Consider the following 25,809-nt stretch of genomic DNA (forward strand, 5'->3'; position numbering starts at 1 on the left):
TTATGTCTCAGGGTTTTGAGATTAAATCTACCTCTGGCAAAAAAAGCTCTCTTCCTCAACTACCGCTCCGGGAAGTAGCAGAGATTCAAGATATTCAACAAAGTTTAGTAGCACATTTTGCAGATATTAAAGACCCCAGAGTCGAGCGAACTAAGAAACATCAACTCACCGATATCCTAGCGATCGCAATTTTCGCTATCATCGCCGGAGCGCAAGGGTGGGAAGACATCGAGAATTATGGCATTAGTAAAAAAAAGTGGTTAGAAGAGTTTTTGACCTTACCTTATGGTATCCCTTCCGATGACACTTTTCGTCGAGTATTTGAGTTCATTGACCCAGAAGCATTGAATCGATGCTTTGGACGATGGGTAGAAACTCTCGTCACTAAGACAGGAGGAGAAATTATTCCCATTGATGGTAAGACAATTAGAGGTTCTTATGACCGCAATCAAGGCAAATCGGCCCTTCATGTTATTACTGCTTGGTCTTCTGAACAACGTCTGGTTTTGGCGCAGATGAAAGTGGATGATAAATCGAATGAGATCACGGCTATTCCGGCATTATTAGAGTTGCTAGACATCACTGATTCTATCATTACTATTGATGCTATGGGGACTCAAACTGAAATTGCTCAAAAGATTATTGAAAAAAAAGGAAATTATGTCCTGACACTTAAAGCTAATCATCCGACTCTCCATCATCAGGTTAAAGAATGGTTTGATAGAGCTTCTGCACAGCAATTTTCCGGGATTGATGTCAGTTATGAGCAACGGATTGAGTCCGGTCATCATCGGCGAGAAATCCGTCAAGTTTGGTCGGTGCCAATTACGGTCATTGCTGAGCTTTACCAACCGCGATTATGGGCGGGATTAAAAAGTGTGGTCATGGTTGTTCGAGTGCGTCATCTTTGGAACAAAACTACTCGGGAAGTGCAATTCTATCTAACTTCTTTAGATAGTGATGCCCAACTTTTGGGTCGAGCCATCCGAAAACATTGGGGGATTGAAAATCAGGCTCATTGGACTTTAGATTGTACCTTTGCTGAAGATGCTTGCCGGATTCGCTCTTTCCACAGTCCCCGGAATTTGGCTGTCCTGCGACGTATTGCGCTGAATGCCCTCAACTGCGAACCTACTTACAAACGTAGTCTTCGACAAAAAATGAAACGGGCCGCTATGGATAATGATTATCTGATTCAAATTATCAGTTCTTGTTTTCTTGACAAGATCTTAGATTCTTCGGATTCCTTTTGTCAAGCATAATTGAGACGCTCTTACCCTGCCGCAAAAGCGTAGTCGATGGTAACAAATAAGGTAAAAAAATATGGATACACCACCACTGCCACAACCCCAACTCGATCGCACACCGATCACTTTCGATCAATATGCAGCCTACACCCCCGAAAAGCTAGAACTGCGGCATGGTTTCTATGGCTATGGAGGGCAAGACTTGACAGGTTTTTATCTTGCAGTATTGGCAAATATGGGGTTACGGGAAGCTGTTCGTCATGTACCGCTTGCACTATGGCTAGAGGCAATTCAAGAGTTAGCTTTGCAAAGTCCGAAACTCAACTTTGATACTGAGCTCGGGGAAGCTATGCTTAACCGATTGAACCGAGGATTGGAAGATTTGCAAGCCGTTGCAGACTATTTGGAAGAACAAGGTTAGTCGCGGCATAAACAGCAAAAACGAAACGCGATTCGTTTTTCACTTCCCAAATTAACTGGTAACGAGTAAAAACCCTTTTTCTTACGGGTAATTCACAGAACAATATATTACTTAAAACGGGATTTCCTCATCTTCCTCTTCCACCGTCTTAGCCCTCATCCGCCAACTCGTAATATACTCAATTTGCACATCAATTTTGTTAATCGCTTCCCCTAACCGCTTTTGGATGTATTGAGTCAGCGTCACCATAAAATCTAACTCAACTCCCACAGATAACGCAAGTTTTGCCAAGCTCGCAAAATCTACCTTTAAAATAGAGGAACTGGATAACTTAAAATCGGAAGTATTTTTCTTATTTTGCACCAACATTGCTTTTTTAATGCGCTCTTTCAGATGCTCAACTTCTGAATCCAGTAACTTCCATTCAGGCAAAATTTCTTTGTACCTTTCCCCCAATGCTGTTAAATCCTCACTCTCCGGTTCCGGCGCAATTTTCTTAGTAGATTTCCGCCGTTGCTGTACATTAGAATTTAACCGCAAACTAGCAATATCCTCAACTTCCAAAGATGGATGAGCGATGAGTTGGCCTAACTGTTTTTGAATTTCTTTCGTCAGCGTCACCGGAAAATTCAACTCAATTCCCTCAGTTTGCGTCAGTCTGGCCAGCGTCATAAAATCAACTTTCATCGTTATCGAACTGGAAAGCTCAAAATAAGAACTGTCTTTGAGCTTTTGGGCCAGCATCCCTGCTTTAATGCGTTCTTTCACTTCAGCGATTTCTGAATCTAGTGGCTTCCACTGAGATTCTATTTCCTGATATTTTTCACCCAATGCTGTCAAGTTTTCCGTGGCGGGTTCGGGGTAACATTGGGGAAGGATTTCTAGCAGGCGGCGATGCACTCCAGCTAAATAAACCGCGTCCATCTTGGCATATTCTAGCTGATTCTGGGTCAGAGGACGCTTTGCCCAATCGCCGCTTTGTTCTGTTTTATCAACATAAGCAATGCCGCAAAGTGTTTCTATTAAACTTTTGAGTTGTCGGTTGGGTAATGGCAGGATGTAATAAGGAATCTGTCTCGCCATTTTCAATGTGCAGGTGACATTTTGAACGTCATCATTGCCCAGAAATCTGATGTCATAGCTGGCGTTGTGCAATACTTTTTCAATATCTGGATTGACCATGATTTGGTTGATGAAATCTTTTGCTAATTCTGGTTTATCCAAGACATCTAGTAGAAAAGTTCCATCTCCGGTCGAATCTGTGGAGTCAGCTAACACCTGAATCAGAGATAATCTGGGGTTGGATTTATAGTCGGCTATTTCTGTGTCAACCCACAGGATTTTAGCTTGGGAAAATTTAGTGATGAGTGCTTTGATGTCGTTGGCTGCTGTTAAATAAGGCATTTTTACAGACTTTTGCTATTAACTTTTTGATTCTCTTATGCTATAGCAATTATTGGCTCGATTGTCAACGATTCAAGCGTCGGGCATGGCATTGCCGTGTCCTGGAGGCACGCAAACCTCAGAAACCCGGTTTCTTCCTATATTTCGCGTTCCTGTTCACAAAACTCGTAGAAACCGGGTTTTTAGCCTTCAGTTTAAAAAAAGAATGCAGTCGATCGCACTATTGAGGATTCCCGCGAACTTCCTCTAAAAACCAGTTGCCTACTTCTGTATTGTCCGTCTGGCGACTGCGGCGCAAACCCTCCTCTAATAAAGCAACTTTTAGCCCCGGCAAAATTTGAGATTCCGTCAGCCGTTCGCTTCCCCGGTTAGCAATTATTTTGAAAGCAATAACTTGCGCTTTTTGTACGTCTACTACCCAATACTCAGACACTCCTAATTCTTCATAAATCATTTTTTTGGTTCCCAAATCGTCAACGAGAGAACTGTCGGCAATTTCAATTGCTAAATCTGGGGAAACGAGGCTATCTAAATTCACTACTGAACTGCCGCGAGGTGCCGTTTGTACCCGGTCTCCGATGTAGTAAGAAGCATCAGGTTGAGCGCCTCTGACCCCTGTTTTGGCGTAGCTACAGTTGACCAGCAGTCTCATTTTTATACCTTTAGCAAGGCCAAATAAATTGATTAAGATGACGATAATTCCGTTGTCATCAGCATGAGCAGCCCCGACTGCTGCCGTTTCAATCCTCAACTGTCCGTTATAGTAGTAGCATTTTGCTCGATCGTACTCCGGCTGTTTAATAATTTCTATATATTCATCCCAAGTCGCTGTAACCCAGGTATCAGTTAGTAGTTTGGTTTGGGGTTGACTCATCATTACCTCACCGGAAAATTTATTTGAGTTTTGACTAAAGACTTTTGACGATAGATGGTTAATTTTTCACTTGTCACTATGTATGATTGTAGAGGAGGGAAGATTATTTTCAATAAATTCCTGTCTTATTTTTATAAGAGGTAAATACAATGAGTGCTAAAGAATTATTACTCCAAGAAATGGAAAATATTCCAGAATTCATATTAGAAGAGGTTTGGGATTTTCTGCTATTTCTCAAAAACAAATATCAAAAAGACCAGCTAGAAAATAGCCTCCTAAGTGAATCTTCCCTGCAAAAAGACTGGTTGAGAGCGGAGGAGGATGAAGCATGGCAACATTTGTAAAAGGTGATGTGGTTGTGGTTCCCTTCCCATTTTCAGATTTAACGCAAGCCAAGCGCAGACCAGCTTTAATTCTAGCCACTTTAGAGGGAAAGGATCTAATTCTTTGTCAGATTACTAGCTAGATTATTAGCGATCGTTATGCTATTGGCCTTCAAAGTAGCGACTTTAGTGAGGGGGGGCTCAACCAAAACAGCAACATTAGACCTAATCGCTTGTTTACAACAGACCGAGGCATCATACTCTATAAAGCGGGTCAGGTTAAACTTGAGAAGTTGAATGAGGCGATCGCTAAGATAGTCGAGATACTTCAGCGGTAATTCTGTACATTTAAGCAGTAAGGTGCGCCTAGCGCACCCTACAAACTATTAACCTATGACTATTCTGCCACTTCCTCACATTCCAATTCTTCGGCCGATTCTTCACCAGCAGGCGGCACTAAAGCCACAGCTACGATCGAATCATCCTCATCTAACCGCTGCACCCGCACACCCGTTGCTGTGCGCGATTGAGTAGAAATTGCACTCACAGCCTGACGGATAATAATACCTCGGTTGGTAATGATCATCAACTCGTCACCTTCGTTGACAATTCGCAGGGCAGCTACCTGATCCTTACCCTTTTTAGACTTGAATTTAGTAGCCGTCAATCCTTTGCCAGCCCGTCTTTGTAGGCGGAATTGAGAAACTGGAACCCGCTTGCCATAGCCGTTGGTGGTGATTACCAACACGGAAGGAACTTCGCTGCTAACTGTCGAAATTTCTTCGACCTCTTCGCCTTCAATTTCCTCGGCTTGCAGTTCTAATTCTTCGTCTTCCAGTTCCGCATCTTCAGTTTCCAATTCAGCAATTTCTGCTACTTCAAAATCCGCGTCTTCAGTTTCTAAGAGAGCAATATTAGCTCCCTCAAATTCCGCATCTTCAGTTTCCAATTCAGCAATTTCGGCAACAATTGAACTCGGCAAAATGTCCATGCTGATCAACTCATCGCCCGATCGCAATTTCATCGATTTTACACCCCGCGTCGCCCGGCCGACTGGGCGCAACTGTTCGTGATTGGTGCGGAAATGAATTGCCATCCCTTGGCGCGTACCGATGATGATGCTGTCACCCACTTTTGCTCTCCGTACCCAGCGCAGTTGGTCGCCTTCTTCAAGAGAAATCGCGATTAATCCATTAGTACGGATGTTGCCAAAAGCTGAAAGTGCGGTTTTCTTGATGTAGCCGCCGCGAGTCAACATTACCAAGTATTCTTCGCTGGTGAATTCTGTCACTGACACCATAGAAGTGATTTTTTCTTCTATAGGAATCGGCAGCAGTTGCACCACGGGAGTGCCGCGGGCCGTCCGCGAACAGATGGGGATTTGATAAGCTTTGACAGAGTAAACTACGCCCCTGTCGCTGAAGAACAAAACGCTATCGTGATCGCAGCAGGAAAGGAAATGTTCTACTCCGTCGTCTTCTTTCATTTTCGCGCCTGCTTTGCCGCGAGTAGCGCGACTTTGAGCCTCGAAAGTGCTGACAGGCATCCGCTTGATGTAGCCTTGCTCTGTAATCAGAATAATTGCTTGTTCGTTGGCAATTAAATCTCTTTCATCGATTTCTCCTTCGGCGTGTTCGATGACGCTGCGTCTAGGAGTGGCGATTTTGGTTTGGATTTCGACTGCTTCAAATTCGGCGATTTCTAAGATGCGTTCCCGGCGCGCTAAGATATCTTCCAAATCGGCGATTTTAGTTCGCAGTTCTTCGTGTTCTTGCTGAATTTTTTGCGCTTCTAATGCGGTCAAACGCCGTAACTGCATTTGCAGAATTGCGTCTGATTGCTGTTCTGAAAGACCGTAATTATCCATCAATTCTTGTTTCGCTGCGGCGGAGTCGGCAGCGGCGCGAATTAGGTGAATAATTGCATCTAAGTTATCTAGGGCAATTAATAAGCCTTGCAGAAGGTGGTCGCGTTCTTCTGCTTTGCGGAGCTCATATTGAGTCCGGCGAGTAATTGTCTCAATGCGGAAATCTAGGAAGACATTGAGGAATTGGGAGAGCGTAAGTAGTTGGGGTTCCCCATTTACTAGCGCTAACATATTGGCTCCAAAGTTGGCTTGGAGGGGTGTTTGTTTATAGAGGTTGTTGAGGACGACGCGAGGATAAGCGTCGCGTTTGAGTTCGATCACGATCCGCATTCCGTCTCTATCGCTTTCGTCGCGAATGTCGGAAATTCCATCTAATCTTTTGTCGTTGACAAGTTCGGCAATTTTCTCAATTAGGGCTGCCTTGTTTGTTTGGTAAGGCAATTCGGTGATAATAATTGCTTCTTTGTCGGGACGGCCCGGATGTTCAATGGTTTCAATGCCGGCGACTCCGCGCATTGTAATCGAACCGCGCCCGGTGGTGTAAGCATCGCGAATGCCGCCTCTACCCAGAATTTGCCCTCCGGTGGGAAAGTCCGGGCCAGGGATGTACTGCATCAATTCCAGGTCAGTAATTGCTGGATTGTGAATTAGTGCTAATAAACCGTCAATTATTTCGCCTAAATTGTGCGGCGGAATGTTGGTAGCCATCCCTACAGCAATCCCGGAGGAACCGTTGAGCAAAATTTGGGGAATGCGTGCCGGGAGTACGAGGGGTTCTTGCTGGGAACCGTCGAAGTTGTCGCCGAAATCAACTGTTTCCGAGTCGATGTCGCGCAGCATGGAGTCGCTAGTCAAAGCTGTGAGGCGACACTCGGTGTACCGCATGGCAGCGGGCGGGTCGTTGTCAACGGAGCCGAAGTTGCCGTGGCCGTTGATCAGGCGTTCCCGCATGGAAAAATCCTGAGCCATCCGCACCAGGGCGTCGTAAACCGCTGTATCTCCGTGCGGGTGATACTTGCCCAGCACCTCCCCCACGACGCGGGCGCATTTGCGGAAAGGTCGATCGGGAGTCAAGCCCAATTCGTTCATGGCGTAGAGAATGCGTCGGTGAACGGGCTTGAGACCGTCCCTGGCATCTGGTAGCGCCCGACCGACTATTACGCTCATGGCGTATTCCAAGTACGATCGGGACATCTCATTACCCAGATCCGTCGGGATTATCCGCGACTCAGAGATACTCATAGGTTGAAAAACTCCGTTAAAAATTTAAATTTGACCGCTATAAATCTCAAAAATGCGATAAAATCGGTTTGGATTCAGTAGAGCTGCCAAATATTGCAAATTACTCCTGAAATTATATCACAATTTGCCTTATAGTTTATGGGAAAGTGGCCAGAAAAATTAACGGACGAAACAAGGACAATTGATAATTTGTCAGTTGGTGATTTTGTCAGCGGTTGGCAAAAGCTAGAAAGGTTTTTTTAGGCGGTCGGGTTTCATGCTTTAGTGAGTTTTTTTGACGGTCATATAAGAAATTAAAATGGTTACTCGATCGAAATTTTAATTTCACAAAGCCGAAGACCGAATTAAAGCAAACAGAAAATCTAAAATCTCAAATATAAACTCTAAAATCTGCTGATGCTACCCGTCATCTACTCCGAAGATTTCTTGCTGCACAAGACTGGAATGCTTCACCCAGAGCGACCAGAACGTTTAACGGCGATCGTCAACGCTCTGAAAGCTGCTCCTTGGGCGACTCAAATTGAGTGGCAACTGCCCACCCCAGTGGCGCAGCGCGAAAAAGCACTGTTCTCGGCTATCAAAAAAGTTCACTCGCAAAGATACATCAAAGAAGTCGAACATTTGGCTCATCGGGGAGGCGGCTACCTCGACGGTGATACGCCGATTTCTGCTGAAAGTTACGACGTAGCGCTGCTAGCGGCGAGTGCTTGGCTCGATGGGGTCGATCGAGTGGTGGCTGCGGGGAAACCGGCTTTTGTGCTGGCAAGGCCGCCGGGACACCACGCCGAAAACGCCCGCGCGATGGGTTTTTGCTTGTTTTCCAATGCTGCGATCGCTGCTCACTACGCCCTGGAACAGCCGGGAATCAACCGCGTCGCCGTCCTCGACTGGGACGTGCACCACGGCAATGGCACTCAATCCTTGGTGGAAAACTGCCGCCAAATTGCCTACTGTTCTCTGCACCAATCTCCGTGCTATCCGGGAACTGGAGATGCCGAGGAGCGCGGTGCCTACGAGAACGTGCTGAACATTCCCCTGTATCCGGGCGGTGGCATAGCTGAATACCTGAACGCCTTTGAATCTCTTGTCGTGCCTTTTTTGTCCAAATTTGAACCGGATTTGTTGATTGTCAGCGCTGGTTATGACGCTATTGCGTCCGATCCGCTGGCGAGCATGACTCTGGCTCCGTCTGATTTCGGTACTTTCACCGGATACTGCCTGCAAATCACCCGTCGCATCGCCTTTGGTTTGGAGGGGGGTTACGCGCTGAAAGAGTTGGCCGAGTCGGTTGTGGCGACTATTGACCGATGCCTCAATTAGCTGGAAAATTGGCATAGGGAAAAATAAGGTTGAGAAGCGGTGAGGACGGGATGGAGAGTTGTTGAGGGCGATCGGCGAAGCGATTATTTGGCGATCGTGCTTGATGGCCTTTTTCCCTCTTCCTTCTGACTTCTTCCCTCTTCCTTCTGAGTTCTTCCTCCTGACTTCAGTGACAAGCATCACAAATTTAAGAGATCCAAGTCACTGGGCATCAAAGTCTTGGTCACAGATTTTTAACAAAAAAATCACACTGTGTCAATGTTTTCGATCGCCTGTGAAGTCGCTCCCACAGTGCATAATACAAATACAACAAGCCTGTTAAAATTTTATCGGTCTCAATCAACTAGGAGGTTTATCATGTCAGTATCCCAAATGACACTCGAAGAGTTATTTGGTCAGGTCATGTTCTCCAGCGTCGTGACTCGCCACGACCGGAGACAGCTCAGATCTGCACTCTTAGAAAGAACACTGAATGATGATGAGTATGCCATCATCAACCGACTGCTGTATAACGTGCGTCGCGGTTGGGTAAAAATTGTCGATTAAAGACTTGGCAGCCGCTCCCTGTAGGGGAGTTAATACCATTTTCGATTTTCGATTTTCGATTAAAGAATTGGTAATGACTGATAACTATCGGGGTTGAGATCACGGACATACTGTTACATTTTTTGTGGAACTCATTACAAGCATAACTTGCCACTTCGGGAAGTTTTTTGCGTTTAATACTTGGCTCGAAAGTGTGATGTGTTTGACCATAGTGTTAATTATCATCAACATCTAGCTACACATCAGCCTATAGGTAGAGATAATTATAAAATAACAGGTTTCGGGTGCATCTCTACTTGTTGAAAACTTGTGAGTTTTGAGTTGTTAACTGAAAAGTTATAATTAACTCAAAACTCATAATTTTTTGGATTTGAGAGGGGAGATTGGAGAGTGGGAAAACTGATGAATATCAGGGTTGAAAACCGCTCTCAAGTGAATATTTTTTAAACTGATATTAAGAATCAAAACTATAAGGAGTTTCCGGTTGAGGAGGAGTGTGCGATCGTTACCAGCACAGCCAGTCGCATAGGTCGATCGACCATTCCGGCAATTTGAGCTCAGAAGTGTCAAAATATTAACAACCAGTTCATCCCCAAAATATATGGCTCCCGCCGTTTTAATTGAAAATCTTCAGAAACGCTACGGCACTGTAGAAGCCGTTAAAGATGTTTCCTTCAAGGTAGAACCGGGGGAAATATTTGGTTTGCTAGGCCCCAACGGTGCAGGCAAAACCACCACCCTGCGGGTACTTTGTACTTTAACATCGCCAGACAGCGGACGCATTGAAGTGTCTGGCATTTCTGCTGTCAGTCAGCCGAGAATTGCCAGACAAAAACTCGGCTACGTCGCCCAAGAAGTTGCTCTCGATAAGGTGCTGACTGGGCGGGAACTCCTGCAACTGCAAGCAGCACTTTACCATTTGCCGCGCCCTACGATTAAAGGGCGGATTGACGAAATGGTGAAACTCCTCGGTTTGGAGGAGTGGGAAAATAAAAAGACGGGTACTTATTCCGGCGGTATCCGCAAACGCCTCGACTTAGCTGCTGGGTTGCTTCACCAGCCGGATGTTTTGGTGTTAGACGAACCGACTGTCGGGCTCGATATTGAAAGCCGGGTGGTGGTGTGGGATTTCCTGCGGCGCTTGCGGGAGGAAGGTACTACGGTTTTGATTACGAGTCACTATCTCGAAGAAGTGGACGCTTTGGCCGATCGCGTGGCGATTATTGACAAGGGTACAGTGATTGCTGAGGGCACGCCGGAGGAGTTGAAAAATCGGGTTGGGGGCGATCGGGTGACTTTGCGGATTCGGGAGTTTTCGCCGATCGAAGAAGCCGAAAAAGCTAAAACTCTGATGGAATCTCTGCCTTTTGTGCAGGAAGTAATTGTCAACGCGGCTCAAGGAAATTCTCTGAATTTAGTAGTAACACCGCAAAGCGATGCGCTGGTGACTATTCAGCAAGCTTTAAAAAATGCGGGATTGCCTACTTTTGGGATTGCTCAATCTCGGCCGAGTTTGGATGATGTGTATTTGGCTGCGACTGGTAAGACGCTGTTGGATGCGGAGTTGGCTGCTGCTAGCAACCGCGATTTGAAGGCGGAGCAAAAACAGGCGATGCGATCGTAAATTATACCAACTGGTGGAAAGCGGCATCTGTAGGGACACGGCACCGCCGTGTCCTTGTAATACGGTAAATTTTCATTATCAGAGCAACCCTTCACGAAGATCGCAACACTCTCATTCAGGATGACAATTATAGGACTTACGCAAAGCCTCTATATATACTGTTTTGTAGCGGCAATCCCCCGTGGTCGCCCCCGTCTGTGGTGATGTTGCATCCAGGATTGTTTTATATAACATACTGCCCAAATGGCATAAGAGTTTATTTTTCAATTATTATCGAGTTTCATAGTTGTGACTCTCTTTCATAATTTTTTTCACAACGAAGTTCCCGGACAAGTTCACAAATTTCATCGATTGTCATCGGATTGGGATCGGGTGCTAATGAGTCTCTACATCGCCGCAACTCCTCCCAATCAAAACCTGCTTTTAGCTTGTGAAAAACAGTGCTATCTGCTGTAACAGTAACTGTATATCTATCCCCGGGCTTCAGTTGACTTTCAATCTCAGCCGGAATTTATAACTTACTGTCGGGATTTAAATCAACAGTAAGTAATATTAAATTTGCCAAGGAATTATTGCAGGTGTTTAAAAATTATATTTTTCACCTTTTTCGGCAAAGATTCCCTGATTTTGACCAAAGTAGCGATCACCCTTGATGACATCAATTTATCCTCAAATATTGTTAAGAGTTCCGAAACTAAATTAATATGTAGCGTTTACCCATTTTACTACAATTTTCTCCTTTCATTCCAGCTACTCGATGAACAGCAATAGCAGCAGCTACCCCGCCCTCTCACCTCCAAATAGCCTATAATCAAAGCATCCTGCCAAAATCGCTTTCAACATATTTCCTGTAAACATAATCACAACAGTCAAAATCAACAACAAGCAATTATGAGCGGTACTGTTACATCCCCCAACAACCTCAACCAGCCGCGGCCACTCTCCACGGCATCCGCTGACACTTCCAGTTCCCTACTGGGCGACTTCATCCAAGAAACACTCGCCTTAACCAAGCGCCTGTTTATTCAATTGCAGCGCCGCCCCTCGACGCTAGTTGCAGGCATTATTCAGCCGCTGATGTGGTTGGTTTTGTTCGGAGCTCTGTTTGAAAATGCTCCCGCAGGCTTGTTCGGCGAAAGCCAGAATTACGGACAATTTCTCGGCGCTGGTGTAATCGTTTTTACTGCATTTGCAGGGGCGCTGAATGCTGGTTTGCCGATTATGTTCGATCGCGAGTTCGGATTTCTCAACCGCTTGTTAGTCGCGCCGCTGGCTTCGAGATTTTCGATCGTCCTGGCTTCGGCTATTTTTATCGTCACCCTCAGCTTTATCCAAACCGGCACAATCGTTACAGCGGGCGCGTTTTTGGGCGCGGGATTCCCCGGAATTGCCGGACTAGGGGCGATCGCTCTGATCGTGCTGCTGTTAGTTTTGGGCGTCACCGGCTTGAGTCTGGGTTTAGCCTTCGCTCTCCCCGGTCACGTAGAATTAATTGCGGTAATTTTTGTTACTAACTTGCCGCTGTTATTTGCCAGCACAGCCCTCGCGCCCCTGTCATTTATGCCAGAGTGGCTGCAAGTTGTGGTGACTCTCAATCCTCTGAGTTATGCGATCGAACCCATCCGCTATTTGTACCTGCACAGCGATTGGTCGCTAGCAAGTGTCGTGATGCACGCTCCTTGGGGTAATGTGACGTTTGGAGGAGCGCTGTTAGTATTGCTAGCCTTTGATGCGGTAGCGCTGCTGAGCATTCAACCGCTGCTGAGACGCAGGTTTGCTTAGGGCGATCGCGGCCTATCTGCGGGCGATCGTTTAACCTGCACCGTCAATTGTAGGGACACGGCAAGAGCCCATTGGTGTCAACTTAACGTCAAACCCAGTCACACAATGGTGTTGGACTATTAAGCCTAGATCCCCCCTAGCCCCCCTTAAGAAGGGGGGAACCGGAAATGGATCAAAGTCCCCCTTCTTAAGGGGGATTTAGGGGGATCTGGACTCAGGTAAAAACGAGATTTATCAAGGCTTTCAGGCGATTGTTGACACCAATGGGCATTGCTGTCTCCTTAGCTCCAGTGAAGTAATATAATATTTAGTCGCAAGTCAGAATATTGTTTAGATAGAATTGTTTTTTTGAAAGTTCAACAAATAAATTATGAACACCAAAACTTCCAAATCGGGCAAATTGATGATTGGGATTGCTGCAAGCGCGATCGCCTCCTGTGCTCTGTTCTCCCCTCAAGCAAGCTTCGCTCAAGCCAGCGGTTTAAATAATGCCCAACCGCTGCAAGACTTTCAAACTCAAGACAATACCGACCCATTTTCCGGCCAAAGCAGCGGAAGCGCAATATTTGATTTAATTCACAGATCCAATTTGGGAGGCGGCCGCAGCATGGAAGAATTTAATAACGAACAGCGCCAAAATTTGAACGATGCGGCCACAGAATTTCGCAACAAACAGCGCCTACTACTGGAAAAGCAAGCTGTACCTTCAGAAGGGGCGATCGCACCAGCAGAAATTACCGCCCCCGTCCCTTAAATTTACAATTTTTGTTCGCAGTAAGGACTTTTTTAGGTTCGTAGTTGCGCTTCAGCGCCGGCCGGCGCTAAAGCGCAACTACAAACGTTTTTTCAATTTGCCAATTGCGTGAGTTATCACATCATTTCGCCCTTAATCCCGTTCCAACCACGCGCGCATTTTACCCGGATTAAGCAAACCGTAAGGATCGACCAACTCTTTAAACTGCAACTGTTCCACATTAATACTTTTCATCCCTCCATCTTCCAATATATAAGTGTGAGGATTAGCAATCAGTGCGCCTTGCTCTTCGTGATAGCGAATAATTTCATTGAGCCGTGATTCCGTAGTGTAGCGAACTATTTGCAAAGCTGCGGCGATCGCCCTGCCATTCATCCGCAAAAACTCCAAGTGCATCATCACCTCATCCCCATAATAATTGTACAGTTCCTCAATCAATTTCAAACCTTTATCTGGGGGAAAAAGCGTCTGCAAATAAGTCAGAGACGGGTCAGCGCTGCGAGCGTGTAGAGTCGTATGATTCCAAGTAAATTCAGCAATTGCTGCGCCTTTGCTCGCTGCTTGCGCGTTTTTTTGATAGCAAATTGTGCCGCCATATTCGCCCACCAAATCTTGCAGCGGTTCCAGACAAGATTCAGCTACCATTAACAAAGCGCAGTGCTTACCTTCAGGAATCTCCTCGCGGAAAGCAGCAAAATAAGCAGGAATCGGCCAAGCACAAACACAAATTAGTTTTTTGATAATTCCGTCAGCATCGCCCAAAGCTTGACCGAAGTTTGCCGATGTCATAAAATCGTCAAAAGCGACGATGATTTCCGCCCAAGGATAAGCAGGGGCGAGGGGAATTTCTAACTCAGTAATAATCCCATTTGTGCCGTAAGCGTGATTGACTTTCTGCACTTCATCGCCGCGCAATTCGATGACGCGGGGCTCGTCTTCCATTGTAACGACTCGAACCGCATGAAGATTTCCCCGATCGCGCAATTGCCCGTAAGTTATCGAACCAATTCCCCCGCTACCGCCACCGATAAATCCTCCAATCGTTGCGGTGCGATAGGTTGAGGGAACCATCCGCAATTCCCAACCAGTTTCTCGCGCTTGTTTGTCGAAAACCGACATTTTCACCCCCGGTTCTACGCAAGCTAAACCCGGTTTTATCCAGCGGATACTGTGCATTTTGGTGGTATCTAAAATGACGCCGCCGTTGAGGGGAATGCACTGCCCGTAATTGCCCGTTCCTGCACCTCTAACAGTTAGCGGAATTTTGGATTTGACGCAGGCTGCCGCAATCCGCAAAACTTCGGCTTCGCTGGCGGGACGAACTACTAAATCTCCTGTTTTATCACTTAAGAGAGGTTGCAAAACTGGACTGAAGTGATAATAGTCTTGAGATAGCTTGAAAACTTGCGCGCGATCGCTAATTATTTCGATTCCCGAGAGTTCCGAAGAAAAAGCATCCCAGTCAATACTTTGAATCGCAGTTGCAGTCATTTTTTTTCCTCAATCCTGACAGTATTATATGTTGTTTCAAGCAGAGCTTAGTAACATAAAATACTAACAGCAATGTTTCTTTAAGCAGTAAAGTGCTTATGCACGCACTCTACATATAGAAGTTCTGCCTCCAGGACTGCTTTTTTCAATTAACAAATCCCCCAAACACTGCCATACCGTAGTATTTCCAAGGAACTGCAACAGTCTCAAATCCAGCTTTTGCCAGCATTTCCAAATGTGCCGAAAGTGTAGCGAGGCGATCGGGATTAGAATACCCGTAAGACACACTCGTTCCCACATTTGCACGAATTTGTGCTAAGGTTTCCCCCTGATTTCGCGCCCAATCTTCTCGCGCCGCTTGGTAAATATCTTTCATTTCTGCCGATTCTGCTAAAAGAGGATCGGCATTCCAAAAACATCCACTAGCATTTAAACTTTCGCGAATCCGTTGAAACAACTTCAGCTTCATCTCGTCCTCAAGATGGTGAATTGCCAGAGATGAAATGCAAGCAGTGAATTTATCGCTCAAGCCGGAAAAATTTGGATTGTTCGCCCATTCTCCAAAATCCATTTCTAAACCAGTCCACCGGGCTGCGTATCCTGCAGACTCTATTTTGGCGCGGGCAAAATCAAGCATTCGCGGCGAGTAATCGACAGCAACTATTTCCGCAGACGGGTAGCGTTGGAGAACTTTTAAAGTGAGTTCCCCCGTACCGCAGCCGAGTTCTAAAATGCGGTGGTTTGCGTTAGCAATGCAGCCGGCTAATACATCCAGCATTTCGTCATATTTAGGTAAAAGTCGCCGAATGCCAGTATCAAAATCAGCAGTATTGACGAAAACTTCTCCCGGAAAAATTTCCTTGTTAGTAGGTGAGACAGTAGAGTCAGAATTCACGATCGCCAACCATAGACTACAATTGCTATCCTAACCGAGATAGAACAAAAAATGCGTAAACTAGGGACACGGTACTGCCGTGTCCTTACTCGATCATCTATAATTCACTCAACAGAAAACCACTATAAACTTATGCGTATTTTTACGGATAACCGAAACACTCGCGGTAAACAATAATTAACCATCCGTTGCACCCAGAGAGTCTTGCTTTACGCCGGAGGCCAGCAAAACAGTCTGAACCAGCAGTGTTATGTTAGTAGTGCATAAATTCAAATAAAGATTAAACCTCAGACTTGAGGATACCATGCGCCAGTTGATTTCTCGCAGTCGGGCTGCCATCAGCCAATTTATTTACAAGGGAATTCTGCTTGCGGTGACAATTTTATTTTGTGTAGGTGTAGGAGTAGCGATGGCAAATATGTCTCGTCTTTCCTCCACCCTAATCGAATCGCAAGCCCTCCAAAATGCCACCCTCTATGCCCAAGCTATTAAAGAAGCCCGCACCCTTTACAGTTCGGATGTTGTCACTCCTCTAAACACCGCTAAAGCAATTAACTTTACTCACGACTACAACCCGACAAAAGTAACAATTCCGGTACCGGCCACTTTCTTAATAGAACTCGGCAAAAATCTCACCCAAAAAAATCCCGAAGTATCACTTCGTCTCTACAGCGACTACCCGTTTCCCTGGCGGCGAGAAGAAGGCGGAGTCCGAGACGATTTTGAACGGCAAGCTATTACCTATTTGACGAAAAATCCGACACAAAATTTTTTCCGAGTTGATAATTTTCGCGGCAAGCCGGCCTTTCGATATGCCGAGGCCGATCTTCTAAGTTCAAGCTGCGTTAACTGTCACAATACTCACCGCGACAGTCCTAAGACTGATTGGAAAGTGGGAGATCTGCGGGGGATATTAGAAATTACTCAACCTCTCGATACCATCACTCAAAATACTCAAAGTGAACTTAAAAACCTGTTTTTACTGTTAGTAGGACTTTCAGTTTTAGGGGTGACAGGATTAACTTTAGCTATCAGCAGGTTGCGCCAAAATGCTAAACAATTAGAACAGCGCGTCCGGGAACGCACGGCACAATTGCAAGAAACTAATGTAGAATTGCTGAAAGAACAGGAAAAGAGCGATCGCCTGCTGCTCAATATTTTACCCGAATCCATTGCTGCTAGGTTAAAAGACGGTCAAAGCTGTATTGCTGACCGCTTCGCAGAAGTCACGATTTTGTTTGCGGATATCGTAGGCTTTACCGTGCTTTCATCACAAAGATCTCCCGAAGAATTGATCGAGTTTCTCAACGAAATTTTTTCAGCCTTCGATTGTTTAACCCAAAAGTACGGCTTGGAAAAAATCAAAACAATTGGAGATGCTTACATGGTAGTGGGAGGCTTGCCAAATCCCAGCACTAACCACGCCGAAAGCATTGCGGAAATGGCTTTAGATATGCAGGAGGAAGTAGCAAAATTTAATGCCAAACATCATGCAGGAATTAACATCCGCATCGGCATCAATACCGGGCCTGCAATTGCGGGGGTTATTGGCACTAAAAAATTTATTTATGACCTCTGGGGCGATGCCGTCAATACAGCAGCCCGCATGGAATCCCACGGGATTGCCGGCGCGATTCAAGTCACACAATCAACTTACGATATCTTGCGAAATAAGTATCTGTTTGAAGACAGAGGAATTATCCACATCAAAGGCAAGGGCGATATGAATACTTATCTGCTTGCAGGCAGGCTAGTCAGCGCAGTTGCGGTTTAATTTGTTTATTATATTATTAAGGGGTCTGCTAGTTAGTCGGAAGTCATCAGTCATTAGTCCTTAGTCGTCAGCCAAGAACTAACAGTTAATGGTTGCGGGCTGTTGACTACGGACAATTACAGGAATTACACAGGGGATGTGAGAAACCCGGTTTCTGCGCGGTTGCTTCGTTGACACACCCAAAATTGATTACCAGGAACCCGTTTTTTTTTCCTATTCCCTAAACTCGCCCTTTGCCCAATAGTAAATTTTATGTTCTTGCGGATTTTATCATTCTTGAGTTTTTTCAGATCTCGCTTGTCTAGGCAAATAGCTTTGTGGATATTTGCTAGCATTCTTGTCATAGAGGGAATTATTTTAGTTCCCTCTTATTTTCGGCGCGAAAATGAACTTTTAAGCCAACTGGAACAGGTATCTCGGGCGACGGTTGAGTCCCTAGAATTTTTGCTCCAACAAGATATTTCTGATCGCACTTTCTTGCAAGAAGAAGTAAAAAATATTACTAAGGATTCTCAAGTAGTCTTAGGACTATCTATTTACCAAGCTAACGGTGAGCTAATATATACACTTGGCGAACCCCCCCAAATCAGTTTAAAGCAACTAAAAAAAGCTCGTATAGTTCACCATCATAATTTCGATGGCAAGCGCTACGATATTGCTTGGACGGAGCGACATTTGGGAGGCGATTACATCTTAATTGTTCGCCACGATGCTTCCACCGTTCAACCGGAACTCTACGCATTTATCGGGCGGATTGCTGTTCTAGTCATCATTATATCAGCCTTTGTCACTTCTGTGACTATGTTCTTTTTAGGGGTGACAGTAATTGCACCTATCTTGAGCTTGCGCGATGACTTGATCGCTGCTGGAGACGCTTTGAGCAAAGATCGAGAACAACCTGATTTCTACTCTCTGTCTGTCAAGCGCGATGACGAGTTGGGAGAACTCATGCTCGCATTCAATCAAATGTTTCACCGAGTATACAAGGAAATCGCACAGCGAAAACAAGCTGAGGAAGTATTGCGCGCCGAACAAGAAAAGTCGGAACGTTTATTACTAAATATATTACCCGTAATGATTGCCGATCGCCTAAAACAAGGTCAGATAAATATTGCGGACGGCTTTGCCGAAGTTACGGTTTTGTTTGCTGATATTGTGGGCTTTACCGAAATATCTTCGCGCACGTCTCCTGAAGAATTAGTCGAATTACTTAACAAAATATTTTCATGTTTCGATCGCTTGAGCGAGCAATACGGCTTAGAAAAAATCAAGACGATAGGTGACAATTATATGGTAGCAGGCGGTTTGCCGCTTCCCTGTACAAATCACGCCGAATCTATTGCCGAAATGGCCCTGGAAATGCAGCAAGAAATTATGAAATTCCGCGACGAATGCGGTAAACCTCTCAATATCCGCATTGGCATTAATACTGGGCCTGTTGTAGCAGGTGTCATCGGCACTAAAAAGTTTATTTACGATTTGTGGGGAGATGCTGTGAATACAGCAAGCCGCATGGAGTCTCAGGGACTTCCGGGTAAAATTCAAGTTAGCAACTCAACTTATGAGTTGCTGTGCGATAAGTATTTGTTGGAAAAGCGCGGTAAAATTAATGTTAAAGGCAAAGGATCTATGACGACTTATTTGCTCAAAGGCCGAAAATTGTAACTGACTATTTTAACCATCGCCCGCGAATACGTGGTATGGGGGCTGACGTTGCAGGACAGCCGCCCTCGACACCAAACTAGATTTTTTTTGAACGAACCGCGAAGACGCTAAGGACACGTTGGGCGAAGCCGTTCCCGAAGGGTAGGAAGAGAAGAAGAAAGAAGAAAAAATAAAAAGTTCATAAGTGAGTGAAAATTGCTATATTAAAAAGCGACTTAATATTAGTTTGATTGGTAAAAATGACTGCGGATCAGGAACATAATTATTCAAATTCACCGATTTGGCAGCCCTTCACGCAAATGAAAACGGCTGGCCCGCCGCTGAAGGTAATTCGCGGCAAAGGATCGGTGCTGGAATTGGCAGACGGGCGGCAAATTCTCGACTGCATTTCTAGTTGGTGGGTGACTGTTCATGGGCACAGCCATCCGGTTCTGGCGGAGGCTCTTTACGCACAAGCCCAAAAATTAGAACACGTAATCTTTGCGGGGTTTACTCACGAACCTGCCGAGAAACTTGCGAGTAAATTGCTAACTCATACGCCTGCTTCTTTAACGCGGATTTTCTTTTCGGATAACGGTTCTACTGCTGTTGAAGTTGCTCTGAAAATGGCATTTCAATATTGGCGCAATCTCGGAGAAACTAACCGTACTAGCTTTATTAGTTTTGAGGGAGGTTATCATGGCGATACTGTGGGCGCGATGTCTGCTGGCCGAAGTTCACTGTGGTGGGAATCTTTTGCACCTTTAATGTTTCCTGGGGATGTTGTTCCTTTTCCCGCGACTTTTGACGGCGATGAGGAGGTGGAAAGCAAGGAGGCGGCGAGTTTAGAGAAGTTGGAGTTTTTGTTAAAGCAGGGCGGCTATGCGGGAATTTTTATCGAACCTTTGGTGCAAGGTGCCGGGGGAATGCGAATGTGCCGCCCTGAGTTTTTGCAGGATCTCGCACAACTTGCCCGCCAGTTTCATGTATTGTTGATTTACGATGAAGTAATGACTGGTTTTGGTCGCACGGGCGAACTGTTTGCCTCGCTTAAATCGGGAACTTCACCGGATATCCTGTGTTTGTCTAAAGGATTGTCTGGCGGCTGCTTGCCACTTGCTGTCACAATGGCATCGGAGGATATTTATCAAGCTTTCTGGCGAGATGAATCGGACAAAGCTTTTTTTCACGGTCATTCTTACACCGGAAATCCCTTAGCTTGTGCGGTGAGTGTAGCATCTATGGAGCTTTTGGAGCAAAACCCAAATGTTTATCAAGGGATGGAAAAACTGCACCGCCAATATCTGAATCAATGGCTGAGAAATCATCCTAAACTCGAACGGATTCGGACTTGTGGCACCATCGCAGCAATGGATGTGAAAACCGAAAGCGTTTCCGGTTATTTTAATGACATCGCTCCTGTATTGAAAGCCCAATTTCTCGAAGCGGGGTTTTTGCTCCGCCCCTTGGGAAATACGCTTTACTTGATGCCTCCCTACTGCATTTCTTCTGATGAACTCGAATCGATTTATCGGGTAATTCGTCAGGTTTTGGATACTCTGTAAACCCTTTAATTTTAGTAATGAATTTACCCAATTGGAACGATTTGGCTGACGACGCGCTGGCGGGCAAATGTCTCTCTCGCGAGCAATCTTTAGCCGTATTGCGCGCACCGGATGAGGTTTTGCTGGAACAACTAAACGCAGCTTATCGGGTGCGCCGCCACTACTGGGGAAACCGAGTCAGGCTGCACTATTTGTTAAACGCTCAAAGTGGCCTTTGTCCTGAAGATTGCCATTATTGTTCTCAGTCAAAAATTTCGACTGCGGAAATTGAGAAATATCCGCTTTTAGCTAAGGAGAAAATTCTGGATGCCGCCCAACGCGCAGCAGATTTAAAAGCTGGTACGTTTTGTTTGGTGATTTCGGGTCGCCAACCCAGCGCATCTACTTTCGATCGCGTTTTGGATGCTGTCGAGACTGTGAAGGCAAATCATAACCTGAAAATCTGCGCTTGTTTGGGATTGTTGAGCGAGGAACAAACTCACCGTTTGGCAAAAGCTGGAGTCGATCGCGTAAATCACAATCTCAATACTTCCGAATCATATCATACGGACATTTGCACGACTCACACTTTTGGCGATCGGGTGGAAACCGTCGAACACGTAAAAGCAGCGGGAATCACAACTTGTTCCGGCGGAATTTTGGGGATGGGCGAATCGGATGATGATGCGATCGATTTAGCGCTTTCGCTTCGCAAGTTGGGCGTTACTAGCGTGCCGATCAACTTTTTTATTCCGATTCCCGGCACGCCATTTGCAGACGTGAATCGCTTAACTCCCCGCCAATGTTTGCGAATTCTCTGTTTGTTCCGATTTTTGCTCCCTAGCCAAGAAATTCGGATTGCTGGGGGACGAGAAGTGCATTTGCGATCGCTGCAACCTCTCGGACTCTACCCCGCTAATTCTATCTTTGTGGGCGATTATCTGACAACTCCCGGACAAGCTGCCCATCAAGATTGGGACATGATTCGAGATGCGGGATTTGCGATCGAATCCCCCGAAGGTTCTCTCTTAGAAGTTGATTCAGCAGTTACCAAATCCGAACAAAAAACCCTGGCTGTTTAACTCTTACACCAGTAGTCAATCGGATGAAATAGAGTAGGACACGGCCGTGCCTCTCGTCGTGTCAACTTAATGTCAAACCTAGTACCAGTCTGCTGTTTGACTATTAGGGTTCGATCCCCCCTAGCCCCCCTTAAGAAGGGGGGGACAAGAGTCCGATCAAAGTCCCCCTTCTTAAGGGGGATTTAGGGGGATCTAGACTCAGGTAAAACCAATATTTATCAAGAGTTTTAGTCTTAAGTTGACACCAATGATATCGTGGAGTGTCCCTACGGTTGACATTCTTCAATCTAAAATCTAAAATCTAAAATCTAAAATCCTACAAGAGGGGGAAATTGTGGACAAACGCGAAGAAATTACGATCGCAGAATACCAGCTAACTGCCGAATCTTTCCGAGCAGGAACTTGGCATCATGACGTATCCCAAAATCGCGAGGCACTGACCGCTGCTATACCCCGCAATCCCGGTAAAATTCTCGATATAGGATGCGGGCCGGGACGAGATTTAGTAGCCTTCAAGAGCCAAGGACACACGGTTGTAGGCTTAGATGCAACTCCAGCTTTTGTAGAAATAGCAAAAGAGTTGTCAGGATGCGAAGTTTGGCAGCAATCTTTTCTGAATCTCGACTTGCCGAATGCAGAATTTGACGGTATTTTTGCCAATGCTTCCCTGATTCACGTTCCCAGCGATGAGATGGTGAAAGTGCTCAAAGATTTGCACAAAGCCTTAGTTGTTAACGGTGCAATTGTCATGTCAATGTGCCGGGGAAATTGGGAAGGATACGACGACCGACCGACGGGAAAACGCTATACTGCCGGATGGGAATATCATACTTTAGCGCCTTGTTTAGAACAAGCGGGATTTGCAATTCTCAATCACTACTATCGCCCCCCCGGCTTACCCCGCGAAGCTCAATCTTGGGTAGTAATGGTGGGCAGAAAAATCTAACGTAAATTGGAAATTGGGAATCGGTAATTGCGAATCATTCCCCTCTCTTCCTCTGCGCCCTCTGCGCCCTCTGCGGTTAAAGAAAAAAAATTATTCACCAATTGACAGAGGATTGTTGTATAATCTACATTCAAATAAACCACTTTGTGAACCTTAAATCAAAATTAATATGACAGAGAAATCCCACATTTTTTTAGCGGGTGCTAGTCGAGGAGTCGGCTTAGAAATCGCGAAATGTCTGATAGCACAAAATATGCAAGTAACTGCACTTTTGCGATCGCCCGCAACCAGCACCGAATTACAAGGAATGGGCATCAAAGTCGTGAATGGCGATGCTTTGGATGCTGCCGCTATGGAAGCGGCAATGGCTGGCGGTGAGCCAATTCATGCCGTAATCAGCACAATTGGCGGCTTGCCCAAAGATGGGGAAAGAGCCGATTATTTGGGCAACAAAAACTTGATTGATGCGGCTGTCAAAGCAGGCGTGCAAAAATTTATTTTAGTTTCATCGATCGGCAGCGGTAACAGTGCCGCTGCTTTGCAACCGCAAGTTTTGGAAACTTTGGGCCCGGTTTTAATTGAAAAGGAAAAAGCCGAAAATCATTTGATAGCAAGCGGGATGATTTATACAGTGATTCGTCCGGGCGGACTCAAATCGGAACCTGCAACAGGCAACGGTATTTTAACAGAAGATTGTCTAGTCGCTGGAACTATTCACCGGGCGGATGTAGCGCAGCTAGTTTGTCAGTGTTTAGTTTCTGATGCTGCTAACAATAAAGTTTTGTCGGCGGTAGACAGGCAAATGCTTTACGGCAATCCAGAATTTGAGGTATTAAATCTTTAGGGGTGGGTTTAGCGCAAATAAGCTGTTTCGCATCTAAATTGTATTTTTTGGGCGGGCTAGAAGCCCACCCCACAAGAAAATTGAACTTTTGTGGAACAGGCATCTTGCCTGTTCGGGCGGGCTAGAAGCCCACCCCACAAGAAAATTCAATTCTTGTGGAACAGGCATCTTGCCTGTTCAAAAAAAGGGTGCCTGATGTGAGTAAAACCCGATCGCACTCAAGAATCGAAAGGCTTAATCCACGATCGCCCGATCGCCCAATCCAAAACCAAACCCGCGATCGCAAACAATACCACACTCTCAACACCGCCAACAGCAAACGGCAATAAGTCTTGTAGTGCGGGCATCTTGCCCGCCTCAAAAGAAAGTCCAGCATCCAACTGTCCAAAAGCCCGTACCAACCCAAAAGCCAACACCGCACCCGATTTAAGCTGCGGGTTAACATCTCGGCGAATCGCATAGCGGTAAGTCACGCCGAACAAAAAACCGCCCACAAGTGCGATCGCCCCTCGGAAGGCAAAATTTAGGTCAATTTCCCTTACCTGCAAACTCGCCAGAGAATCCCACCTATCCGCCAGAATTAAGCTATTACCAAGGGCGATCGCCCCAAAACCCAGCAAACAAGACAAACCAGCAACAGTCCCTGCCTTCAAAGATTCTACCCGTTCAGCCGCACTAAAATTTGACGAATCCTTCACAGCGCCCTCATTTCAAAAATGGCTCAAATTGACTTATCATAAGGTTTGTAGTCACTTTGTACAGTTTGTTCAATAAATAGCTATGGATATTTTGTCACTCGGTTGGGTTTCGGTGCTAGTTCTGTTCTCCTTCTCAATTTCAATGGTCATTTGGGGACGCAACGGTTTCTAGATTCCACAATAGCTTGCGGGGCAAGCTTTTTAACTGCCCCGCATTTTTTTTGATCCTATTTAACACAATCAAAATAACAGGATTTGGAAACATGACAGCCAAAAAAATCTTAATGTTAGTCGGCGACTTTGTAGAAGACTACGAAGTAATGGTGCCCTTCCAAGCACTGCAAATGGTAGGTCACACCGTCCACGCCATCTGCCCGGACAAAGCTGCAGGCCAAACAATTCGCACCGCAATTCACGACTTTGAAGGCGATCAAACCTACAGCGAAAAACCCGGTCACAACTTCAGTTTAAACGCGACTTTTGACGAAATTAACCCGGCAGACTACGACGCTTTGATTATCCCCGGAGGACGCGCCCCAGAATACATCCGCCTCAACGAACAAGTGCTGCAAATTACCCGCTACTTTGCCAACAGCAAAAAGCCGATCGCATCTATTTGTCACGGCTTGCAAGTCCTAACCGCCGCCGGCGTACTCGAAGGCAAACGCTGCACTGCATACCCGGCTTGCAGCCCTGACGTACTCCGGGCCGGCGGCAAATATACAGAAGTTGCCGTTACCGACGCTGTAGTCGATGGCAACTTAATTACTGCCCCCGCGTGGCCGGCTCATCCTAATTGGCTAGCTGAATTCCTGAAAGTTTTGGGAACGAAGATCGAACATTCAGAGAAAGTCGAAGTATGACTATTTTGACAGTCAAAGTTAAACCGAATTCCAAACAGCAAAGCATCGCAGAACAACCCGACGGCAGCCTCACAATACATCTCAAGTCGCCGCCAGTCGATGGTAAAGCCAATCAAGAATTAACCATGCTGTTGGCGAAAAAGTTTAAAGTGTCGAAATCGGCGATCGGCATTAAATCCGGTTTTTCCTCCAGAAATAAACTTGTGGAAATACCAATCGAACCTTTAACTTTGAAATAAAGGTAATAACACATCTATCTAAAGAGGGATACAGACTCAACTTTAAAATTATATATTAATAGTTGTAGAGTTAGAATAAAAAATTATGACCATTGAAAATAGAGTCGAAGCAACAGCGAAGAATATTGAAGGCAAAATCCAAGAAGCTGCTAGCGAAGTTACAGGCAATCAGAAAGATAAATTAGAAGGTCAAGCCAAGCAAGACCAAGCATCAGCAATTCACCTGAAAGAAGACCTCAAAGATAAAGCAAAAGAGATTGTAGACAAAGCTTAGTAACTGTATTCGCTACAAGTTTCCTGCCTACTAAATCCCGCAAACGATATGTTTGCGGGATTTTTTTTATAATGAGCCTAAATCATTTGTACCAAGCTGGGGGGGTGACAA

26 protein-coding genes are annotated in these 25,809 nt (G+C 45.6%); 19 read left to right on the plus strand and 7 right to left on the minus strand.

Annotated elements, in window-relative coordinates:
• Positions 1-2: 2 nt before the first annotated feature.
• Together D0A37_RS19940 and D0A37_RS19945 are read left to right on the plus strand one after the other, a co-directional pair.
• Complete coding sequence (locus D0A37_RS19940) at positions 3-1,262, plus strand: ISAs1 family transposase (RefSeq protein ID WP_242716910.1); 1,260 nt, start codon at positions 3-5, stop codon at positions 1,260-1,262.
• Positions 1,263-1,323: 61 nt separating this feature from the next.
• Positions 1,324-1,668: a hypothetical protein gene (locus tag D0A37_RS19945; RefSeq protein ID WP_242716911.1), complete on the plus strand. Its 345-nt coding sequence runs from the start codon at positions 1,324-1,326 to the stop codon at positions 1,666-1,668.
• A gap of 111 nt (positions 1,669-1,779) precedes the next feature.
• On the opposite strand, the gene D0A37_RS19950 is transcribed toward D0A37_RS19945, so the two are convergent.
• Together D0A37_RS19950 and D0A37_RS19955 are read right to left on the minus strand one after the other, a co-directional pair.
• Entirely contained in the window at positions 1,780-3,072 is a 1,293-nt protein-coding gene (locus D0A37_RS19950) for a ribonuclease D (RefSeq protein ID WP_242716912.1), read from the minus strand.
• A gap of 220 nt (positions 3,073-3,292) precedes the next feature.
• Positions 3,293-3,949 (minus strand): Uma2 family endonuclease, encoded by a 657-nt coding sequence (locus D0A37_RS19955; protein WP_445242421.1) that lies wholly within the window; start codon positions 3,947-3,949, stop codon positions 3,293-3,295.
• Between the two features lie 146 nt (positions 3,950-4,095).
• Between D0A37_RS19955 and D0A37_RS19960 the strand changes: the two genes are divergently transcribed.
• Together D0A37_RS19960 and D0A37_RS19965 are read left to right on the plus strand one after the other, a co-directional pair.
• The gene (locus tag D0A37_RS19960) at positions 4,096-4,290 is read left to right on the plus strand and encodes a hypothetical protein (RefSeq protein ID WP_242716913.1); all 195 of its coding nucleotides are present in this window, start codon (positions 4,096-4,098) and stop codon (positions 4,288-4,290) included.
• Positions 4,275-4,412: a hypothetical protein gene (locus D0A37_RS19965; RefSeq protein ID WP_242716914.1), complete on the plus strand. Its 138-nt coding sequence runs from the start codon at positions 4,275-4,277 to the stop codon at positions 4,410-4,412. The genes D0A37_RS19960 and D0A37_RS19965 overlap by 16 nt, the downstream gene beginning before the upstream one ends.
• Positions 4,413-4,666: 254 nt before the next feature.
• Here the strand turns inward: D0A37_RS19965 and gyrA are convergent, their stop codons facing one another.
• A complete protein-coding gene (gyrA, locus tag D0A37_RS19970; protein ID WP_242716915.1) occupies positions 4,667-7,378 on the minus strand; it encodes a DNA gyrase subunit A in 2,712 nt (903 codons plus the stop codon).
• A gap of 396 nt (positions 7,379-7,774) precedes the next feature.
• On the opposite strand from gyrA, the gene D0A37_RS19975 reads away from it, so the two are divergent.
• The 5 genes from D0A37_RS19975 to D0A37_RS19995 all read left to right on the plus strand — a co-directional run bounded on the left by D0A37_RS19975 (position 7,775) and on the right by D0A37_RS19995 (position 13,404).
• A complete protein-coding gene (locus D0A37_RS19975; protein ID WP_242716916.1) occupies positions 7,775-8,698 on the plus strand; it encodes a histone deacetylase family protein in 924 nt (307 codons plus the stop codon).
• A 357-nt stretch (positions 8,699-9,055) separates the two neighbouring features.
• Positions 9,056-9,244 carry a hypothetical protein gene (locus D0A37_RS19980; RefSeq protein WP_242716917.1) on the plus strand — a complete coding sequence of 63 codons (189 nt, stop codon included), beginning with the start codon at positions 9,056-9,058 and terminating at the stop codon, positions 9,242-9,244.
• Positions 9,245-9,845: 601 nt separating this feature from the next.
• Positions 9,846-10,868, plus strand: coding sequence for an ABC transporter ATP-binding protein (locus tag D0A37_RS19985; RefSeq protein WP_242716918.1), 1,023 nt, complete (start codon positions 9,846-9,848; stop codon positions 10,866-10,868).
• An 891-nt stretch (positions 10,869-11,759) separates the two neighbouring features.
• Positions 11,760-12,650 (plus strand): ABC transporter permease, encoded by an 891-nt coding sequence (locus tag D0A37_RS19990; protein ID WP_242716919.1) that lies wholly within the window; start codon positions 11,760-11,762, stop codon positions 12,648-12,650.
• Between the two features lie 370 nt (positions 12,651-13,020).
• Positions 13,021-13,404, plus strand: a complete 384-nt coding sequence (locus D0A37_RS19995) for a hypothetical protein (protein ID WP_242716920.1) — start codon at positions 13,021-13,023, stop codon at positions 13,402-13,404.
• A 132-nt stretch (positions 13,405-13,536) separates the two neighbouring features.
• On the opposite strand, the gene D0A37_RS20000 is transcribed toward D0A37_RS19995, so the two are convergent.
• Both D0A37_RS20000 and D0A37_RS20005 read right to left on the minus strand, forming a co-directional pair.
• A complete protein-coding gene (locus D0A37_RS20000) occupies positions 13,537-14,895 on the minus strand; it encodes an FAD-binding oxidoreductase (RefSeq protein ID WP_242716921.1) in 1,359 nt (452 codons plus the stop codon).
• A gap of 145 nt (positions 14,896-15,040) precedes the next feature.
• Positions 15,041-15,790 (minus strand): class I SAM-dependent methyltransferase, encoded by a 750-nt coding sequence (locus D0A37_RS20005; RefSeq protein WP_242716922.1) that lies wholly within the window; start codon positions 15,788-15,790, stop codon positions 15,041-15,043.
• 304 nt (positions 15,791-16,094) lie between these two features.
• Here D0A37_RS20005 and D0A37_RS20010 point away from each other — a divergent pair, with 304 nt between their 5' ends.
• The 6 genes from D0A37_RS20010 to D0A37_RS20035 all read left to right on the plus strand — a co-directional run bounded on the left by D0A37_RS20010 (position 16,095) and on the right by D0A37_RS20035 (position 23,624).
• A complete protein-coding gene (locus D0A37_RS20010) occupies positions 16,095-17,564 on the plus strand; it encodes an adenylate/guanylate cyclase domain-containing protein (protein WP_242716924.1) in 1,470 nt (489 codons plus the stop codon).
• 252 nt (positions 17,565-17,816) lie between these two features.
• Entirely contained in the window at positions 17,817-19,229 is a 1,413-nt protein-coding gene (locus tag D0A37_RS20015; protein ID WP_242716926.1) for an adenylate/guanylate cyclase domain-containing protein, read from the plus strand.
• Between the two features lie 239 nt (positions 19,230-19,468).
• On the plus strand, positions 19,469-20,773 hold the full coding sequence (gene bioA / locus D0A37_RS20020) for an adenosylmethionine--8-amino-7-oxononanoate transaminase (RefSeq protein ID WP_242716928.1): 1,305 nt from the start codon (positions 19,469-19,471) through the stop codon (positions 20,771-20,773).
• A gap of 17 nt (positions 20,774-20,790) precedes the next feature.
• Complete coding sequence (gene bioB / locus D0A37_RS20025; RefSeq protein ID WP_242716930.1) at positions 20,791-21,834, plus strand: biotin synthase BioB; 1,044 nt, start codon at positions 20,791-20,793, stop codon at positions 21,832-21,834.
• A gap of 334 nt (positions 21,835-22,168) precedes the next feature.
• Positions 22,169-22,780 carry a class I SAM-dependent methyltransferase gene (locus tag D0A37_RS20030; protein WP_242716932.1) on the plus strand — a complete coding sequence of 204 codons (612 nt, stop codon included), beginning with the start codon at positions 22,169-22,171 and terminating at the stop codon, positions 22,778-22,780.
• Between the two features lie 169 nt (positions 22,781-22,949).
• On the plus strand, positions 22,950-23,624 hold the full coding sequence (locus tag D0A37_RS20035) for an SDR family oxidoreductase (RefSeq protein ID WP_242716934.1): 675 nt from the start codon (positions 22,950-22,952) through the stop codon (positions 23,622-23,624).
• A gap of 33 nt (positions 23,625-23,657) precedes the next feature.
• Here D0A37_RS20035 and D0A37_RS29130 read toward each other — a convergent pair whose 3' ends face one another.
• Entirely contained in the window at positions 23,658-23,792 is a 135-nt protein-coding gene (locus D0A37_RS29130) for a hypothetical protein (protein WP_278187094.1), read from the minus strand.
• Positions 23,793-23,842: 50 nt separating this feature from the next.
• Positions 23,843-24,322, minus strand: coding sequence for a hypothetical protein (locus D0A37_RS20040; RefSeq protein WP_242716936.1), 480 nt, complete (start codon positions 24,320-24,322; stop codon positions 23,843-23,845).
• Positions 24,323-24,404: 82 nt separating this feature from the next.
• Between D0A37_RS20040 and petN the strand changes: the two genes are divergently transcribed.
• The 4 genes from petN to D0A37_RS20060 all read left to right on the plus strand — a co-directional run bounded on the left by petN (position 24,405) and on the right by D0A37_RS20060 (position 25,698).
• The gene (gene petN, locus D0A37_RS20045; protein WP_071883976.1) at positions 24,405-24,494 is read left to right on the plus strand and encodes a cytochrome b6-f complex subunit PetN; all 90 of its coding nucleotides are present in this window, start codon (positions 24,405-24,407) and stop codon (positions 24,492-24,494) included.
• A gap of 91 nt (positions 24,495-24,585) precedes the next feature.
• Positions 24,586-25,185, plus strand: coding sequence for a DJ-1/PfpI family protein (locus D0A37_RS20050; protein WP_242716938.1), 600 nt, complete (start codon positions 24,586-24,588; stop codon positions 25,183-25,185).
• On the plus strand, positions 25,182-25,424 hold the full coding sequence (locus tag D0A37_RS20055) for a DUF167 domain-containing protein (protein ID WP_242716940.1): 243 nt from the start codon (positions 25,182-25,184) through the stop codon (positions 25,422-25,424). The genes D0A37_RS20050 and D0A37_RS20055 overlap by 4 nt, the downstream gene beginning before the upstream one ends.
• An 85-nt stretch (positions 25,425-25,509) precedes the next feature.
• Positions 25,510-25,698 carry a CsbD family protein gene (locus D0A37_RS20060; protein WP_242716942.1) on the plus strand — a complete coding sequence of 63 codons (189 nt, stop codon included), beginning with the start codon at positions 25,510-25,512 and terminating at the stop codon, positions 25,696-25,698.
• Positions 25,699-25,809: the final 111 nt, after the last annotated feature.

Origin of the sequence: Microcoleus vaginatus HSN003, from assembly GCF_022701255.1 — a bacterium.
Taxonomy (GTDB): Bacteria; Cyanobacteriota; Cyanobacteriia; order Cyanobacteriales; family Microcoleaceae; genus Microcoleus; species Microcoleus vaginatus_B.